General features: G+C 27.1%; 9 protein-coding genes, 3 tRNA genes, 1 rRNA gene and 1 pseudogene. 9 read left to right on the forward strand and 5 right to left on the reverse strand.

Annotated features, from left to right (window positions below):
* Positions 1-16: 16 nt before the first annotated feature.
* Positions 17-466, forward strand: a complete 450-nt coding sequence (fabZ, locus tag AB4W65_RS01035) for a 3-hydroxyacyl-ACP dehydratase FabZ (RefSeq protein WP_367673766.1) — start codon at positions 17-19, stop codon at positions 464-466.
* Positions 467-713: 247 nt separating this feature from the next.
* On the opposite strand, the gene AB4W65_RS01040 is transcribed toward fabZ, so the two are convergent.
* Positions 714-905 (reverse strand): hypothetical protein, encoded by a 192-nt coding sequence (locus AB4W65_RS01040; protein WP_367673767.1) that lies wholly within the window; start codon positions 903-905, stop codon positions 714-716.
* Between the two features lie 320 nt (positions 906-1,225).
* On the opposite strand from AB4W65_RS01040, the gene dnaE reads away from it, so the two are divergent.
* Complete coding sequence (dnaE, locus tag AB4W65_RS01045) at positions 1,226-4,723, forward strand: DNA polymerase III subunit alpha (protein ID WP_367673768.1); 3,498 nt, start codon at positions 1,226-1,228, stop codon at positions 4,721-4,723.
* 27 nt (positions 4,724-4,750) lie between these two features.
* On the opposite strand, the gene AB4W65_RS01050 is transcribed toward dnaE, so the two are convergent.
* Entirely contained in the window at positions 4,751-6,454 is a 1,704-nt protein-coding gene (locus AB4W65_RS01050) for a proline--tRNA ligase (protein ID WP_367673769.1), read from the reverse strand.
* 271 nt (positions 6,455-6,725) lie between these two features.
* Here AB4W65_RS01050 and flhB point away from each other — a divergent pair, with 271 nt between their 5' ends.
* On the forward strand, positions 6,726-7,862 hold the full coding sequence (flhB, locus tag AB4W65_RS01055; protein ID WP_367673770.1) for a flagellar biosynthesis protein FlhB: 1,137 nt from the start codon (positions 6,726-6,728) through the stop codon (positions 7,860-7,862).
* Complete coding sequence (gene flhA / locus AB4W65_RS01060; RefSeq protein WP_367673771.1) at positions 7,855-9,948, forward strand: flagellar biosynthesis protein FlhA; 2,094 nt, start codon at positions 7,855-7,857, stop codon at positions 9,946-9,948. Before flhB ends, flhA begins: the two co-directional genes overlap by 8 nt.
* Positions 9,949-10,031: 83 nt before the next feature.
* On the opposite strand, the gene argS is transcribed toward flhA, so the two are convergent.
* Entirely contained in the window at positions 10,032-11,762 is a 1,731-nt protein-coding gene (gene argS / locus AB4W65_RS01065; protein WP_367673772.1) for an arginine--tRNA ligase, read from the reverse strand.
* Positions 11,763-12,201: 439 nt separating this feature from the next.
* Here argS and AB4W65_RS01070 point away from each other — a divergent pair.
* From AB4W65_RS01070 to AB4W65_RS01080, 3 genes are all read left to right on the forward strand, one after another.
* Positions 12,202-13,755 (forward strand): 16S ribosomal RNA (locus AB4W65_RS01070).
* A 52-nt stretch (positions 13,756-13,807) separates the two neighbouring features.
* Positions 13,808-13,884: transfer RNA gene (locus AB4W65_RS01075), tRNA-Ile, on the forward strand.
* Between the two features lie 13 nt (positions 13,885-13,897).
* Positions 13,898-13,970 (forward strand) — tRNA-Ala (locus AB4W65_RS01080).
* A gap of 17 nt (positions 13,971-13,987) precedes the next feature.
* Here the strand turns inward: AB4W65_RS01080 and gloB are convergent.
* A pseudogene (gene gloB / locus AB4W65_RS01085) lies at positions 13,988-14,728 on the reverse strand (hydroxyacylglutathione hydrolase); the annotation flags it as partial.
* 77 nt (positions 14,729-14,805) lie between these two features.
* Entirely contained in the window at positions 14,806-15,282 is a 477-nt protein-coding gene (rnhA, locus tag AB4W65_RS01090) for a ribonuclease HI (protein WP_367673773.1), read from the reverse strand.
* A 39-nt stretch (positions 15,283-15,321) separates the two neighbouring features.
* On the opposite strand from rnhA, the gene dnaQ reads away from it, so the two are divergent.
* Together dnaQ and AB4W65_RS01100 are read left to right on the forward strand one after the other, a co-directional pair.
* Positions 15,322-16,050: a DNA polymerase III subunit epsilon gene (gene dnaQ / locus AB4W65_RS01095; protein ID WP_367673774.1), complete on the forward strand. Its 729-nt coding sequence runs from the start codon at positions 15,322-15,324 to the stop codon at positions 16,048-16,050.
* Between the two features lie 75 nt (positions 16,051-16,125).
* Positions 16,126-16,199, forward strand: a tRNA-Asp gene (locus tag AB4W65_RS01100).
* Positions 16,200-16,598: the final 399 nt, after the last annotated feature.

A 16,598-nucleotide genomic window follows, 5' to 3' on the forward strand; every position in this document is an offset into this window, starting at 1 on the left:
TTTTACCGGTATTAATATGAAAAAAATAAATTTTACAGACATAGAAAATATTTTTAATTTATTACCTCATAGATACCCATTTTTTCTTATTGATCGTGTATTAAAAATAAAAAAAAGTGAATTTATTTATGTGGTTAAAAATGTTTCGTTCAATGAACCCTTTTTCCAAGGACATTTTCCTGGAAAGCCTATTTTTCCAGGTGTATTAATTTTAGAATCTATGATACAAGCTTCAGGATTATTAGGTTTAAAAAGTTTTTCTAATTTACCATTGAACTCGATATATTATTTAGTTGCTATTGATCGAGTTCGTTTTAAAAAAATTGTCATACCTGGAGATCAAATTTTTATTGAAGTTTTTATTGAAAAGAGTAAAAGCGTTTTGACTCGTTTTAAAAGTTTAGCTAAGGTAGATGATAAGATTGTTTGTACAGCTATAATTACATGCATGCTTAAAAAATATTAAAATTATACTATTTTTTATGTATAAAACTTTTAATGTTTAATGATTTTAAAATTTATTTTTTATAAATTTAAATATAGTTTTTATTAAAAAATAAATTGATTTAATAGGAATATAATTTTTTTAAAATGGACAAATTTTATTTTTTTATGAAATTAATAGCTAGTATAGATGAAATTGAATGTGGATCGTTGGTAGTAATGTAGTCATTATATCTGTGATATTAAGTTCATCTTTTATAATTTATGACTTAAAAATTATAAAAAGTATCTAATAAAGATAGATTTATTTTATTGAATGAAACAAAAGATAAAGTGTAAGTATAGAACATAAGATGAAATAATTCAATAGCAGTAGATTTTTTAAATATTTTAAATGCATCCATTTTTTCAATACAAAGAGCTATAAATAATTTAAAATTTAAGTCGTATATTGTTATCATAGATGATAAATATTTTATTAATACTGCTATTCCTTCTACGTTTATAGTATATAGTGATACTTCATTCTCTGAAATTAGTGCGAATTTTATTGTAGCTCAAGTGATTGATGAGCTAAAAATATTGGAATTAGATTATTTATTTCCTTAATATAGATTTTCGGAACATAAAATTTATCCAATTGAAAATATCTCTCAATATTAATAAAATATGGTTCCATATTTCAACGTTATCATACGTTTTCACCTATTAGAAATATTAGCAATATTATTAAATAGAAAATTAATTTCTATTAATATTTTTATTACAAGGAAATCTTTATATGAGTAGTGCACGGTTTATTCATCTTCGTGTTCATAGTGATTATTCTTTAATAAATGGATTGGTTAAACCAGAATTGTTGGTTCAGAAGGCAGTAAATTTAAAAATGCCTGCTTTAGCATTAACAGATTTTAGCAATTTTTACGGTGTCATTAAATTTTATAAATGTGCTCATGAAAAAGGTATTAAACCTATTATAGGCGCAGATTTTAAAATAATTTCTGAATTTTTAAATGGAGAATGTGCACAAATTACTGCTTTGGCAATGAATAATATTGGATATAAAAATCTTATATTATTAATATCTCGTGGATACCAATGTGGATATAATAATAGTGTTGGAATAACGATAAGGCCATCATGGTTGTTAGAGTATAAGAAAGGATTAATTTTATTATCTGGAGGTTGTGATGGTGAGGTAGGTAAATTGATATTGAGAGATAATGTTAAATTAGCAGATCAGTGTTTGAATTTTTATAAAAAAAATTTTTTAGATTTTTACTATTTAGAAATCATGCGTACAGGACGTGTAAATGAAGAGAAATATTTGGATGTTGCTGTCACGTTAGCTATAGAAAATAATCTTCCTTTAGTGGCTACTAATGAAGTGTATTTTATAAATAAAGAAGATTATGAAGCGCATAAAATTCGTGTAGCAATTAATAATTCTTATCGATTAGATGATGTTAAATTTATTCATAATTATAGTTGTCAGCAATTTATGCGTGATGAAAAAACCATGTGTGAATTATTTTCCGATATTCCAGAATCTCTAATTAACAGTGTTGAAATAGCAAAACGGTGTAATGTTATATTAGATTTAGGTAAATCTTTTTTGCCTAACTTTCCCACTGGAAATATCACTGCTAAAAGATTTTTAATTATAAAAGCTAAACAAGGTATGGAAGAACGCTTAAATATATCTTATCCAGAAGAAAATGTTCGTAATAAAATAAGAAAAAACTATGATATTCGTTTAGAGGCTGAATTATCGGTAATAAATAACATGGGATTTCCTAGTTATTTCTTAATTGTTATGGAATTTATACAATGGTCAAAAGACAATAATATACCGGTGGGTCCAGGAAGAGGATCTGGTGCAGGATCACTAGTAGCTTATGCTTTAAAAATAACAGAAATTGATCCTTTATTTTTTGATTTATTATTTGAAAGATTTTTAAATCCTGATCGTATTTCTTTACCTGATTTTGATATCGATTTTTGTATGCAAAAAAGAGACCAAGTTATTGAACATGTAGTAGAAAAATATGGCGTTGCTTCGGTTTCGCAGATTATCACTTTTGGTACTTTAACCGCAAAAGCAGTTGTTAGAGATGTTGGTCGGGTATTGGGTTATCCATATGGTTTTGTAAATCGTATTTCTAAACTGATTCCATTAAATATAGGTATGACATTAAATTTAGCTTTATCTAGTCAAATAGAATTACTAGAATTATATAAATCTGATACAGATGTAAAAAAAATAATTGATATTTCTAAAAAATTAGAAGGAGTGACTAGGAACGTTAGTAAACACGCTGGAGGAGTGGTAATTGCTTCTACTAAAATTACTGATTTTTCACCATTATATTGTGATGAATATGGTAAGAATCCTGTTACGCAATTTGATAAAAATGATGTAGAATATGTAGGTTTAGTAAAATTTGATTTTCTTGGTTTACGTACTTTAACTGTTATTAATTTAGCATTAAAGATGATTAATAAAAATAGAGTAAAAAAAAATAAAAAAAAAATTGATATTTCTTTAATTGCATTAAATGATATTAAAACATTTGAAATGTTACGAAAAGCAGAAACAACTGGTGTATTTCAATTAGAATCTTTAGGTATGAAAGATTTAATTAAAAGATTACAACCAGATTCTTTTGAAGATATGATTGCTTTAGTTGCTTTATTTCGACCAGGTCCTTTGCAATCTGGAATGGTAGATAACTTTATTAATAGGAAACATGGAAAAGAAAGTATTTATTATCCAGATAGAAGATGGGAACATATATCATTAAAACCGGTATTAGAATCTACTTATGGAATAATTTTATATCAAGAACAAGTAATGGAAATTGCACGGGTATTAGCTTCATATACTTTAGGAGGTGCTGATATATTACGTCGAGCTATGGGGAAAAAAGATCCTGTAGAAATGTGTAAACAACGTCGTATTTTTCAAGAAGGAGCTAAAAAAAATGGAATAGATGAAGAATTGTCTGTAAAAATTTTTAATTTAGTAGAAAAATTTGCGGGGTATGGTTTTAATAAGTCTCATTCTGTGGCATATGCTTTGATATCATATCAAACTTTGTGGTTAAAAGCCAATTATTCTGCTGAATTTATGGCTGCAATAATGAGTACAGATATGGATAATATAGCAAAAATGGTTATTTTAATTGATGAATGTAAAAGAATGAGATTAACGATATTACCTCCAAGTATTAATTATAGTAAATATTATTTTTATGTTAATGAAAAAAATGAAATTGTTTACGGACTTGGAGCAATTAAAGGAATTGGTGAAAATTCAATACTAGATATTATTAAAAATAGAGAAAAATTTGGTATTTTTAAGGATTTATTAGATTTTTGTGTACGTACAGATTCTAAAAAAGTTACTCGTCGTGTAATAGAAAAATTGATTCTTTCTGGTTCCTGTGATTGTTTTAAATTGAATCGAGGAATATTAATGAATATTTTAAATGATAATATAAAAGCGGCTAATCAATATTTAATTGCTCGGTTGACACAACAACAAGATTTGTTTGGATTTATATTAAGTGATTTAAAAGAATTAAAGCATATTAATGATTCTAAAATAAAAATTTGGTCTAAGAACGTTGAGTTAAATCATGAGTATGAAACATTGGGAATGTATCTTACAGGACATCCTATAAATCAATATTTAGATGAAATTAAATATTATATGAATGGTAAGATGTTAAAGGATATATGTTCTACAGTATCTATTAATAAAAATATCATGGTTATTGGTATGATTACTAAGTTTAGTATTAAATATACAAAAAATAAAAATCGTATGGCATTTTTTTTATTAGATGATAGTTCAAAAAAATTAGAGGTAGTAGTATTTAACGATATTTTAGAAAAATATGAAGATTTACTAGAAAATAATCGTATTATCATGATTTCTGGATATATTAAAATTGATACATTCAGTAATAATTATAAGTTCATTGCTCGTATTTTTTTAGATTTATGTCATTATAGAAATAGAAATGTTTCTAAGGTATTTATTTTATTAAAGAAAAAACAAAATAATCCTGTTTTTTTAAAATTGTTAAAAAAAGTTTTAGAATTAAATAATAGAGGAACGATTCCTATTTATTTTTTTTATGAGAATTATGACATAAAATTTAATTTTCCTTATTATTTTAATAAATTTTTTTTATTAAGTAATGATTTTTTAGATGAATTAAGATTATTAGTAGGACCGAATCAAGTAAAATTAGTATTTTTAAGAAATTAATTAGTTATGAAATATTTTTTAAAAAGTTTAACTAGTATTTTTTATTTCATCTATAATAAAATTAGCAATGTTTTCTATTTTTATTAATTTTTTCTTATTATCACATCTTGATTTATATTCAATATGATTATCATGAATGTGACGATTACTTACTATAATAGAATGAGGTATACCAATTAACTCAATTTCAGAAAACATAACACCTGGATGTATATTTCTATCGTCTAATATAACTTCAATATTTTTTTCTTTTAATATATTATATATTATTTCTGATATTTCTTGTACGATAGTGGATTTATGTAAATTTATTGGAAGAATAGCGACTTGGAAAGGTGAAATTTCAGAATTCCAAATGATTCCTTTATGGTCATGATTTTGCTCAATAATAGCAGATATTATACGTGTTATTCCTATTCCATAGCATCCCATGTATAAAAAATTTTTGTGACCGTTGGGTTCTAAAACATAAGCGTTTATTTTTTTAGAATATTGTTGTTCTAGTTGAAATATATGTCCTATTTCAATACTACGTTTTACATCTACTGTATTATCCTTATCTAATTTATTTTTTTCTTCTTTATTTTTTTTAATATCAGCAATTTTAGGTAATGGTAAATCTTTTCCCCAATTAATATTTTTTAAATATTTTCCATTTTCATTGGCACCTATAATAAAATTTTTCATATTAATTACTGATAGATCAGCTATTAATGGAATATTTAAACCTATTGGTCCTACTGATTCAGTATTACTTTGTGTTAGATGATAAATTTCTTCTTTATTGGCTAATGTTAAAGGTTTATATATTATGTCTATTTTTTCTACTTTATGTTTATTAATACTATCTTGATTTTTTATTAGTAATCCAGCCAATTGATGTTTGTTTTTTTCGTTTGTTTTAACTAAAATTGTTTTTATGTAATTTTCATTTAAATAATAGGGTTTTTTTATTGGTGTTAAAAATGGATTATTTTTTTTTTCTTTTATTTTTTTAATATTATAAAATTGTTTAATATTATCTTTTTTTTCAGAATTAGAAGAATAATTTAATTTATTAGGAAATGAAATTTTGTTTTCTCCATTATGAGAAAATGCATGAAATTCATGTGATATACTACCTCCCATTTCTCCATTATTAGCTTCTATATTTTCAAATTTTAATTTTATACGTTGAAAGATATGTGAATATATTTCATGAATTTTATGATATGTTATTTTTAATGATGATAAATTGGCATGAAAAGAATAAGCATCTTTCATTAAAAATTCTTTTGATCTCATTACTCCACCACGAGGTCGTAATTCATCTCTAAATTTTGTTTGTACTTGATATAATATTAAAGGCAATTGTTTATAAGAATGTATTTCTTTTTTAATTAAATATGTTATGACTTCTTCGTGGGTAGGTCCTAATATATGTATATTATTATTCCTATCAATTACTTTCAATAGTTCTTTTCCATACGTATACCATCTTTCACTAGTATGCCATAAATTTACAGGTTGTAGAATAGGCATTAAGATTTCTATGGCACCTATTTTATTCAGTTCTTCTCTTATAATATTTTCTATTTTTTTTAGAACTCTTAGACCAGTTGGTAACCAAGTATAGATACCAGAAGTAGTTTTGCGAATCATACCGGATCTTAACATTAATTGATGACTAGTCATGTCAATATTATGTGGTATTTCTTTCACGGTACAAAAAAGATATTTACTTGCTCTCATATATTATCTCATTTAAATATAATAATTTTTATTAAAAAAATATATTAATTGTAGTTTTTAATAGTAAATAAAAAAAAATTGTTATTTGTTAAAAAATCTAAAAATGTTAATTTAAGAAAATTAATATTTAATATTAAAAGAATAAAATTAATCATAATTTAATAATTTTAATATGCTATATACTAACTCTATTATAATAGTATTAGTATATAGCATACTATTATTTTATCATATATACATAATATGTAAAAATAGATATTTAGATAATGGTATGAATGAAGATAAAACAGAGCAACCTACTGATTATAGATTTAAAAAAGTTCGTAAAGAAGGGAGGATTCGTTATTCTCATGAATTAAATTCATTAGTTATTTTAAGTATTGGAGGCGCATTTCTTTTTTGGAATAAAAATACAATTATTTCACGTATTTCTGAAATTTTATTTTCTCATTTTAATTTTAATTATTCTATTATTAATGATAATAATTTTATTTTTTATGGTAATGCCACATTTTTATCTGATATATTTTATTTCATGTTTATTATTTTTATTCCAACTTTTTGGGTAATCATAATTGCAAAATTATTTGGAGGCGTTTCATTTAATTTAAAGTTGTTAAAGTTTAATGTAACTAAATTAAATCCGTTAAAAGGTTTTAAAACAATATTTTCTTTTCATATGTTATTTTTAATGTTTAAAATATTTTTAAAATTATGTTTAGTAATCAGCATATCTTGTTTTTATATTTCTATGCATATTTTAGATATCTTAGAATTAGTGAATAAAACACCAAAAATAGCCTTAGAAACTGGATTTAATATTTTAATTTCATGTTTTTTTCTATCAGTAGTCTCTTTAATTCCAATAGCAGTTATTGACATTTTTTGGCAAAATTATAGCTATCAGAAACAATTTAGAATGAGTCGTAAGGAGGTTAAAGATGAATTAAAACAAATGGAAGGGGATCCATATATTAAATGGAGGATACGTCAAGAAATGAAAATATTAGCTAATCACCGTATGATGTCTGAAATTCCGAAAGCAGATGTTATTGTAACTAATCCTACACATTATTCAATAGCATTATTGTATAATGAAAAAACTATGTATGCTCCTAAAGTGATAGCAAAAGGAGCAGGAGAATTAGCATTTAAAATTAGCAAGATTGGCAAAAAATATAAGATACCAGTTATTTCAGCACCTGTTTTAGCTCGTGCTTTATATTTTCATAGTAAATTAGGTCAATATATTCCTAGTATTTTATATAAAGTAGTGGCTGAAGTTTTATCTTGGGTTTGGCAAGTTAAAATATGGGAAAAAAATGGAGGCAGTTTTCCTAAAAAACCTGAAAATTTGTTGATTCCTTCAGAATTAAATATTTTAAAAGAGGACTCTATTAGTGATTAATTTTATGTCTTTTATTAAAAGAATTAAATATTTAAAACATGCAGAATGGCAAGCTTTATCTGGGCCAGTATTAATTTTAATGATTTTATCAATGATGGTACTTCCATTACCTGCTTTTTTTTTAGATATATTTTTTACTTTTAATATTGTATTAGCAATAATTATTCTGTTAGTTTCTATGTTTACCAGACAAACACTTGAGTTTACAGCATTTCCTACTATTCTATTATTTTCTACTTTATTACGTTTAGCTCTGAATGTTGCCTCTACTAGAGTAATTTTATTATATGGTCATACCGGCGCTTATTCAGCTGGTAATGTAATTAAAGCATTTGGACATTTTTTAGTTGGTGGTAACTATGCTATTGGTATAGTAGTATTTATTATATTAGTAATCATTAATTTTATGGTTATTACCAAAGGAGCTAGTCGGATAGCAGAAGTAGGAGCTCGATTTATATTAGATGGAATGCCAGGAAAGCAAATGGCTATTGATGCAGATTTAAATGCAGGATTAATTGGCGAAAAAAAAGCTAAAAAAAGACGTATTGAAGTTACTAGAGAAGCGGATTTTTATGGTTCTATGGATGGTGCTAGTAAGTTTGTAAGAGGTGATGCCATTGCTGGTATTCTTATAATGATAATAAATATTCTTGGAGGATTAGTTATTGGTATAGTTCAGCATAATATGATTTTTGGACAAGCTGTAGAAGTATATACACTTTTAACGATTGGAGATGGTTTAGTGGCTCAAATTCCAGCTTTAGTGATTTCTACAGCAGCTGGTGTAATGGTCACACGTGTTAGTACGGAAGAAAATGTGGGAGAACAAATAATTAGTCAATTATTTTATAATCCTCAGGTGATACTATTAAGTGGAGTAGTTCTCGGTGTATTAGGGTTAGTTCCAGGTATGCCTAATGTGATATTTTTATTATTTACAGTAATATTGTTTGCATTATCTGGATGGTTGTTTAATAGAAATAAAGATGTACATTTTTTTTCTTTAGAAAATAAAAAAAATAGTATTAAAAATACAGATAAAATTTCAGAGGTATCATGGAATGATGTAAAACTAGAAGATTCAATAGGTATTGAAATAGGAAGTAATATTATTCCAATTGTTGACATGAAGAAAGGTGGACAATTATTATATTTGATTCGTGGTATTAGAAAAACAATTGCTCAAGAAATAGGTTTTTTACCTCCATTGGTACACATTCAAAATAATATTCATTTATCTCCAAATTCTTATAGAATTTTGATAAAAGGAGTGGAAGTAACTATAGGTAAAGTGTATTTAAATCTTTTTATGGCTATCAATACAGAAAATAAATCTGTATTATTAAACGGAGAAAAAATTATTGAACCTGTTTTTAATATGCCAGCATTTTGGATAAATTTAGATCATGTAGAGGAAGCTAAAAAAAATGGTTTCACAATTGTTGATAGCAGTACAGTCATTGCTACTCATTTAAATCATATAATGAATAGAAATATGGATAAGTTATTTAGTAGACAAGAAGCTCAAGATTTATTAAATCATATTACTAAAAAATTACCAAAATTGACTGAAGATCTAATTCCGAATATAATGACTTTAACTGTATTTCATAGAGTATTACAAAACTTGTTATTGGAAAATGTTAGCATTAGAGATATGAGTACTATTTTAGAAACATTAATAGAATATGCGGTTACAAAAAAGCATGATATTAATACTTTAACCAGTATGGTTCGTATCTCATTAGGTCAATCAATCATTCAAAAACTATTTAATAAAAATACCATTCAAATTATAGGATTGGATATAGATTTGGAAAATTTGTTATTAAAAATGTTTCAAAATGGGAACAATAGTATTGAACCAGAATTGGCAAATCAATTATTAAAAGATATGGATGCGGCAATTCAATATCAACAATCGATAGGAGTATCACCTGTTTTATTAGTAAATCATACCCTTCGAGGTTGTTTATTTCAATTTTTTCATGATAGTTTCCCGGAATTAAGTGTGTTATCTAATATGGAAGTGCATAATGTTAAAAAAATACGAATGACTAGTGTTATTGGTAAAAAAAATTAGATCACGCAGTAATTTAATTTAGAAAGATATTATAGTTAGTTCTTTAAAATCAAAATATTTATATTTTATTAATCTTAAATTTATTACATATAATGTATAGTTTGGATACCTAGTAGGTCTAATCCTATTTTAATAGTTCTTGCTGTTAAAAAGGATAATTTTAGTCGACTGGTAGATATTTCTGTTTTTTCTGGAAATAAAATAGTGCAATTTTCATAAAAACTAGAAAATATTCCTGCAAGTTTATAAAGATAATTACATATAATATGAGGAGTACCTTTGTCTGCAGCATGTATTATTTTTTCTTCAAATTGTAAAAGACAAAGTGCTAGCTCAATCTCAAATTTTTCTGATAATATAATATTACCTTTTAAAGATAAAGGTGGAGTTTGCAACTTATTAAAAATAGACATTATTCTTGTGTAAGCATATTGAATATAAGGTGCTGTATTGCCTTCAAAAGATAGGGAATCTTTCCAGTTAAAGATGTAGTTAGTCATTCTATTTTTAGATAAATCAGCATATTTAATTGCACCAATACCTATAATATGAGCTAATTTACAAATTTTTTCTTCAGAAAAATATGGATTTTTATTTTTTATTATTTTTTTTGCTTTATTGATTCCTTCTGTAAGCAATAAAGATAGTTTGATTGTGTTTCCTGTACGAGTTTGAAAAGGACGTTTATTATCTGATAAAATCATTCCAAACATATGATGTTCTAATACCACATTTGGAGGTACGTATCCAGCTTTTTTAGCTATTTCCCAAATTTGTAATAAATATTGATGTTGTCTAGAATCTATATAATATAAAATTTTATCTGCTCGTAATACTTCACAACGATATTTCAGACATGCAATATCCGTAATAGAATATAAATATCCGCCATCTTTTTTTTGTATGACAACTCCCATAGGTTTCCCATGTTTATTTTTCTTATTTTCTAGCATGACGACAAGGGATCCTTTATTTTTTATAGCAATTCCTTTTTTTTTAAGATCAGTAATGATATCTGGTAACATATTTTTGTATGAACTTTCTCCCATAATATGTCGATTTTTTAACGTAATATTTAATTTTTTATATATTTTTGAATTACATGATACTGTAATATCAATCAATTTTTTCCATATATTTTGGTGGTATGGATCTCCTTTTTGTAATTCAACAACACATTTTCTCGATAATTTTGCAAAGGTAGGATCAGTATCATATTTTTTTTTGGATTTTTGGTATAATATTTCTACATCAGATAAAGTAATTTCTGATATGGAAATATTTTTATCTTTTTTTATATATGCAATTAACATACCAAACTGTGTTCCCCAATCTCCTAGATGATTTGAACGAATGACTTTATGTCCAAGAAATTCAATAATTCTTACAGTAGCATCTCCTATAATAGTTGAACGTAAATGTCCAATATGCATTTCTTTTGCTATATTGGGAGAAGAATAATCTACAACAATATTTTTAGGATGAACAACAGATATACCTAATCGAGATGAATACAGTGCTTTTTCTAAATTTTTTGATAACCAATCTCGATTAAGAACAATATTAATAAAACCAGGTTTAGCTGTTTTAATGTTATGATACATGTCTCTTTTTTTTATTTTTAAAATAACATTTTTTGCAAATTGATACGGATCAATTTTTAATATCTTAGCAATTTTCATTGCTGCATTAGATTGGTAATCAGCGATATTTAAGTTTACAGTTCTACATATTAAAGGATCAGAATTTTTTGGTGCTCCAGAATTTATTAAAGCATTTTGGATATCTATTGAAATCAATTTTTTTATATTCATATAAGTAGCCTAAAATTATTTTAATGTTTATGTGATTTTCAATCATATAGTATAATTTATGGTAATGTTAAAAAATTAGTACAATATAAAAATATTTTTTCTAAAAAAGTAAGTATTTTATAAAAATTATTAATAAATTTACATATTATATATATTTTAGAATTAAAAAATAATTTTTTTAATTAAAAAATTTTTATGAGTATTGAAAATGCTTATAAAATATAAGTGATAATATTATTTTTATAATATATTTGGAAATAAAATATTATAAAATATATATAATAAAGATTGACAATACATAAAAAAAGATATAGTATTAAAACACTTTAAGATTTATGCTCTTTTAAAATATATTAGATAATTTGTGTGGGCACATCAAATAAGTTCATTTTATTTTAATTTATTTAAATTCTTAAATTTTTATTTAAGATCAGTTTTTTAATTGAAGAGTTTGATCATGGCTCAGATTGAACGCTGGCGGCAAGCCTAACACATGCAAGTCGAGCGGCAGCGAGAGAAAGCTTGCTTTCTTGTCGGCAAGCGGCAAACGGGTGAGTAATATCTGGGGATCTGCCCGAAAAAGGGGGACAACCATTGGAAACGGTGGCTAATACCGCATAATGTTTTTTTTAAACCAAAGTGGGGGACTTATTTATAAGCCTCATGTTTTCGGATGAACCCAGATGAGATTAGCTTGATGGTAAGGTAATGGCTTACCATGGCGACGATCTCTAGCTGGTCTGAGAGGATAGCCAGCCACACTGGAACTGAGACACGGTCCAGACTCCTACGGGAGGCAGCAGTGGGGAATATTGCACAATGGGCGAAAGCCTGATGCAGCTATGCCGCGTGTATGAAGAAGGCCTTAGGGTTGTAAAGTACTTTCAGTGGGGAGGAAAAAGAAATAACTAATACTTATTTCTCCTGACGTTACCCGCAGAAGAAGCACCGGCTAACTCCGTGCCAGCAGCCGCGGTAATACGGAGGGTGCTAGCGTTAATCAGAATTACTGGGCGTAAAGAGCGTGTAGGCGGTATTTTAAGTCAGATGTGAAATCCCTGGGCTCAACCTAGGAACTGCATTTGAAACTGAAATGCTAGAGTATCGTAGAGGGAGGTAGAATTCTAGGTGTAGCGGTGAAATGCGTAGATATCTGGAGGAATACCTGTGGCGAAAGCGGCCTCCTAAACGAATACTGACGCTGAGATGCGAAAGCGTGGGGAGCAAACAGGATTAGATACCCTGGTAGTCCATGCTGTAAACGATGTCGACTTGGAGGCTGTTTCCTTGAGAAATGACTTCCGAAGCTAACGCATTAAGTCGACCGCCTGGGGAGTACGACCGCAAGGTTAAAACTCAAATGAATTGACGGGGGCCCGCACAAGCGGTGGAGCATGTGGTTTAATTCGATGCAACGCGAAAAACCTTACCTGGTCTTGACATCCACAGAATGTCTCAGAGATGAGACAGTGCCTTCGGGAACTGTGAGACAGGTGCTGCATGGCTGTCGTCAGCTCGTGTTGTGAAATGTTGGGTTAAGTCCCGCAACGAGCGCAACCCCTATCCCCTGTTGCCAGCGGTTAGGCCGGGAACTCAGAGGAGACTGCCGGTTATAAACCGGAGGAAGGTGGGGACGACGTCAAGTCATCATGGCCCTTACGACCAGGGCTACACACGTGCTACAATGGTGTATACAAAGAGAAGCAACTCTGTAAAGATAAGCAAACCTCATAAAGTACATCTTAGTCCGGACTGGAGTCTGCAACTCGACTCCACGAAGTCGGAATCGCTAGTAATCGTGGATCAGAATGCCACGGTGAATACGTTCCCGGGCCTTGTACACACCGCCCGTCACACCATGGGAGTGGGTTGCAAAAGAAGCAGGTAGCTTAACCAATTTTATTGGATGGCGCCTATCACTTTGTGATTCATGACTGGGGTGAAGTCGTAACAAGGTAACCGTAGGGGAACCTGCGGTTGGATCACCTCCTTAAAAATAATACTTACGAGATGTGCCCACACAAATTATCTAATAGATTATAAAAAGGCTTGTAGCTCAGCTGGTTAGAGCGCACCCCTGATAAGGGTGAGGTCGGTGGTTCAAGTCCACTCAGGCCTACCAATATCAAAATCTAGGGGCTATAGCTCAGCTGGGAGAGCGCCTGCTTTGCACGCAGGAGGTCAGCGGTTCGATCCCGCTTAGCTCCATAATAAAAATTATCCTTCATTATTCTTAATATATAAAAAAATTCTTCTTCATTACAATTCATCTCTTCTGATCCTATTCTTTTTTTTAAAAAAAACTCATTTGTTCTTAAAAATAAATTTATTTTTTTTTCATTTTCTAGTAATCCCGGTGGGATGGATTTATTTTTTTTTAATCTTTTTTGTATTACTTTAAGATAATTAAATATTATTCTATCTTCAGGCAAGATATATCGTGAAAAATATAAATTAGATACAGTGTATTCATGTCCAAAACAAATTAAAGTATTATTGGGTAAGGAAAATATTTTTTTTAATGAATGAAACATTAATTTCATATTTCCTGTAATTATTTTTCCGCATCCACCTGAAAATAATGTATCTCCACAAAAAAGATAAGGAGGACAATAATAGGATATATCATTAATTGTATGACCTGGTGTAGAAATAACAGAAAATCTGTATTTAATGATATCGATAATTGTTTTCTCATAAACGAAATTAACATTTTTAATATATGTTGTTCCAGGAGGACCGTATATTTTTATTTTTGGATAGTATTTTAGTATCGCTTCAACACCTCCAATATGATCTTCATGGTAATGTGTAAGAAAAATACATACAGGATATAATTTATTTTTTTTTATATATCTTATTACTGGTAAAGATTTTCCAGGATCTACTATGATAGATAAACCTTCGGTATTACTTAATATCCAAATATAATTATCTAGAAAAATCTTAATATGATGTAATATCATCAAATCATTCCTTATCTTTATTAAAATTATATGTATAAAAAATATTATTTCACTATTTTAAATAGTAATTGATATTTTTATATGATAGAAGTTATTTTTCTATAACCAGTATCTTTGAAACTAGGATTATTTGCGGATAGGCGTGCTAATTTATCACATATAATATTTTCCATATGGTTAGAATGACCTTTGATCCACTTCCAGTGAATTTGATGTGGTTTTAATGTCTTGTATAATCTTATCCATAAATCTATATTTTTTATTGGTTGTTTTTTTTTATTTTTCCAACCATATTTTTTCCATTTATATATCCAGTTTTCAATACCTTTTTTTACATATTGACTATCTGTTGCAATATGTACTTCACAAGATTGTTTTAAAGATTCCAATGCTATAATAGTTCCCATTAATTCCATACGATTATTTGTAGTTAAATAAAACCCAGCATTTAAAAATTTTTTATGTTTTTTATAACAAAGCAAAACACTATAACCTCCTGGACCAGGATTTCCTAAGCATGAACCATCTGTAAAAATATAAACTAATTTTAACATTATAAAAAATAACTCTTTAATATTATAAAATATAATTATATGAAAAAATCAATAATAAGACAAATTGCACTTGATACCGAAACCACAGGAATTAATAGTAAAGGTATCTTTTATGAAAAACATCGTATTATCGAAATCGGTGCTATCGAAATAATCAATCGTAATTTTACAGGAAATGATTTTCATAGTTATATTCAACCAAATCGTTCAGTAGATCCTAAAGCTTTGGCTATACATGGAATTACAGATACATTCTTAGAATGTAAACCTATATTTAGTGACATAGCAATAAATTTTTTAAACTACATAAATGGTGCAGAGTTAATTATACATAATGCTAGTTTTGATATTGGATTTATAGATTATGAATTAAGCATGTTAAATCTGAATATAAAAAATATTTCTTCTTTTACTACTGTAATCGATACTTTATTCCTTTCTAGGAAACTCTTTCCTGGTAAAAAAAATACTTTGGATGCTTTATGTTCTAGATATCATATCAAGAATGATGAAAGAGGTTTTCATAGTGCATTACTAGATGCCAAATTATTAGCTAAAGTATATTTATCTATGACTAGTTTTCAAGAATCAATAGATTTTTTTAGCAATGAAGCACAAAAATATAATAGCAATATTGTTATAAAAAAAAATAAAAATCATTGTTCTTCTAAAATACATATGGCTTCCATAGATGAAAATAAATCACATAAATTATATTTAAAATATATGTTAAAAAAAAATAAAAAATGCCTTTGGTATAATGATTAATTAGATAATTAATTCTATTATTTTTCATTTGACAGAGTGATTTTTTTGATATAAAATTATCTTTTTAGTGATATTGGTGCGGTAGTTCAGTTGGTTAGAATATCGGCTTGTCACGCCGGGGGTCACGGGTTCAAGTCCCGTCCGCACCGAATTATATTTAAAAAATAGTCAATACATATATTATATATATAAAGATATTTATATATAAAAACTATAAAAATTTTATATTTTAATCATCCTTCTTTATCTCTTCATTAATTATCAATATTCTTTTAAAAAAAATTTAAAGATAGTTTTTTTAAATTACACTTGTATTAAATACATTTAATTTATTTGAATAATCTTTTATAAGATAAATAATTTATCTAAAAAATATATTTCATAAATATGAACTTTATTTAATATATATATTTATTTAAGTTTAAAGAAAAATCTAATATTTTTACATAAAAAGCATAACTTGAAGTATCAAAGTATATATAAATAGGACATACGATGTTTATCGATAATATATTTTAAAATTATGTCACTTATTTTTTATTACTGAA

This window comes from Buchnera aphidicola (Pemphigus populi) (assembly GCF_964058935.1).
GTDB lineage: Bacteria > Pseudomonadota > Gammaproteobacteria > Enterobacterales > Enterobacteriaceae > Buchnera_C > Buchnera_C aphidicola_D.

Excerpts from the sequence above, each read along its gene's own strand:
- dnaE (WP_367673768.1), top strand. The coding sequence starts at position 1,226 with ATGAGTAGTGCACGGTTTATTCATCTTCGTGTTCATAGTGATTATTCT.
- fabZ (WP_367673766.1), top strand. The coding sequence starts at position 17 with ATGAAAAAAATAAATTTTACAGACATAGAAAATATTTTTAATTTATTA.
- argS (WP_367673772.1), bottom strand. The coding sequence starts at position 11,762 with ATGAATATAAAAAAATTGATTTCAATAGATATCCAAAATGCTTTAATA.
- flhB (WP_367673770.1), top strand. The coding sequence starts at position 6,726 with ATGAATGAAGATAAAACAGAGCAACCTACTGATTATAGATTTAAAAAA.
- AB4W65_RS01040 (WP_367673767.1), bottom strand. The coding sequence starts at position 905 with ATGATAACAATATACGACTTAAATTTTAAATTATTTATAGCTCTTTGT.
- rnhA (WP_367673773.1), bottom strand. The coding sequence starts at position 15,282 with ATGTTAAAATTAGTTTATATTTTTACAGATGGTTCATGCTTAGGAAAT.
- AB4W65_RS01050 (WP_367673769.1), bottom strand. The coding sequence starts at position 6,454 with ATGAGAGCAAGTAAATATCTTTTTTGTACCGTGAAAGAAATACCACAT.
- dnaQ (WP_367673774.1), top strand. The coding sequence starts at position 15,322 with ATGAAAAAATCAATAATAAGACAAATTGCACTTGATACCGAAACCACA.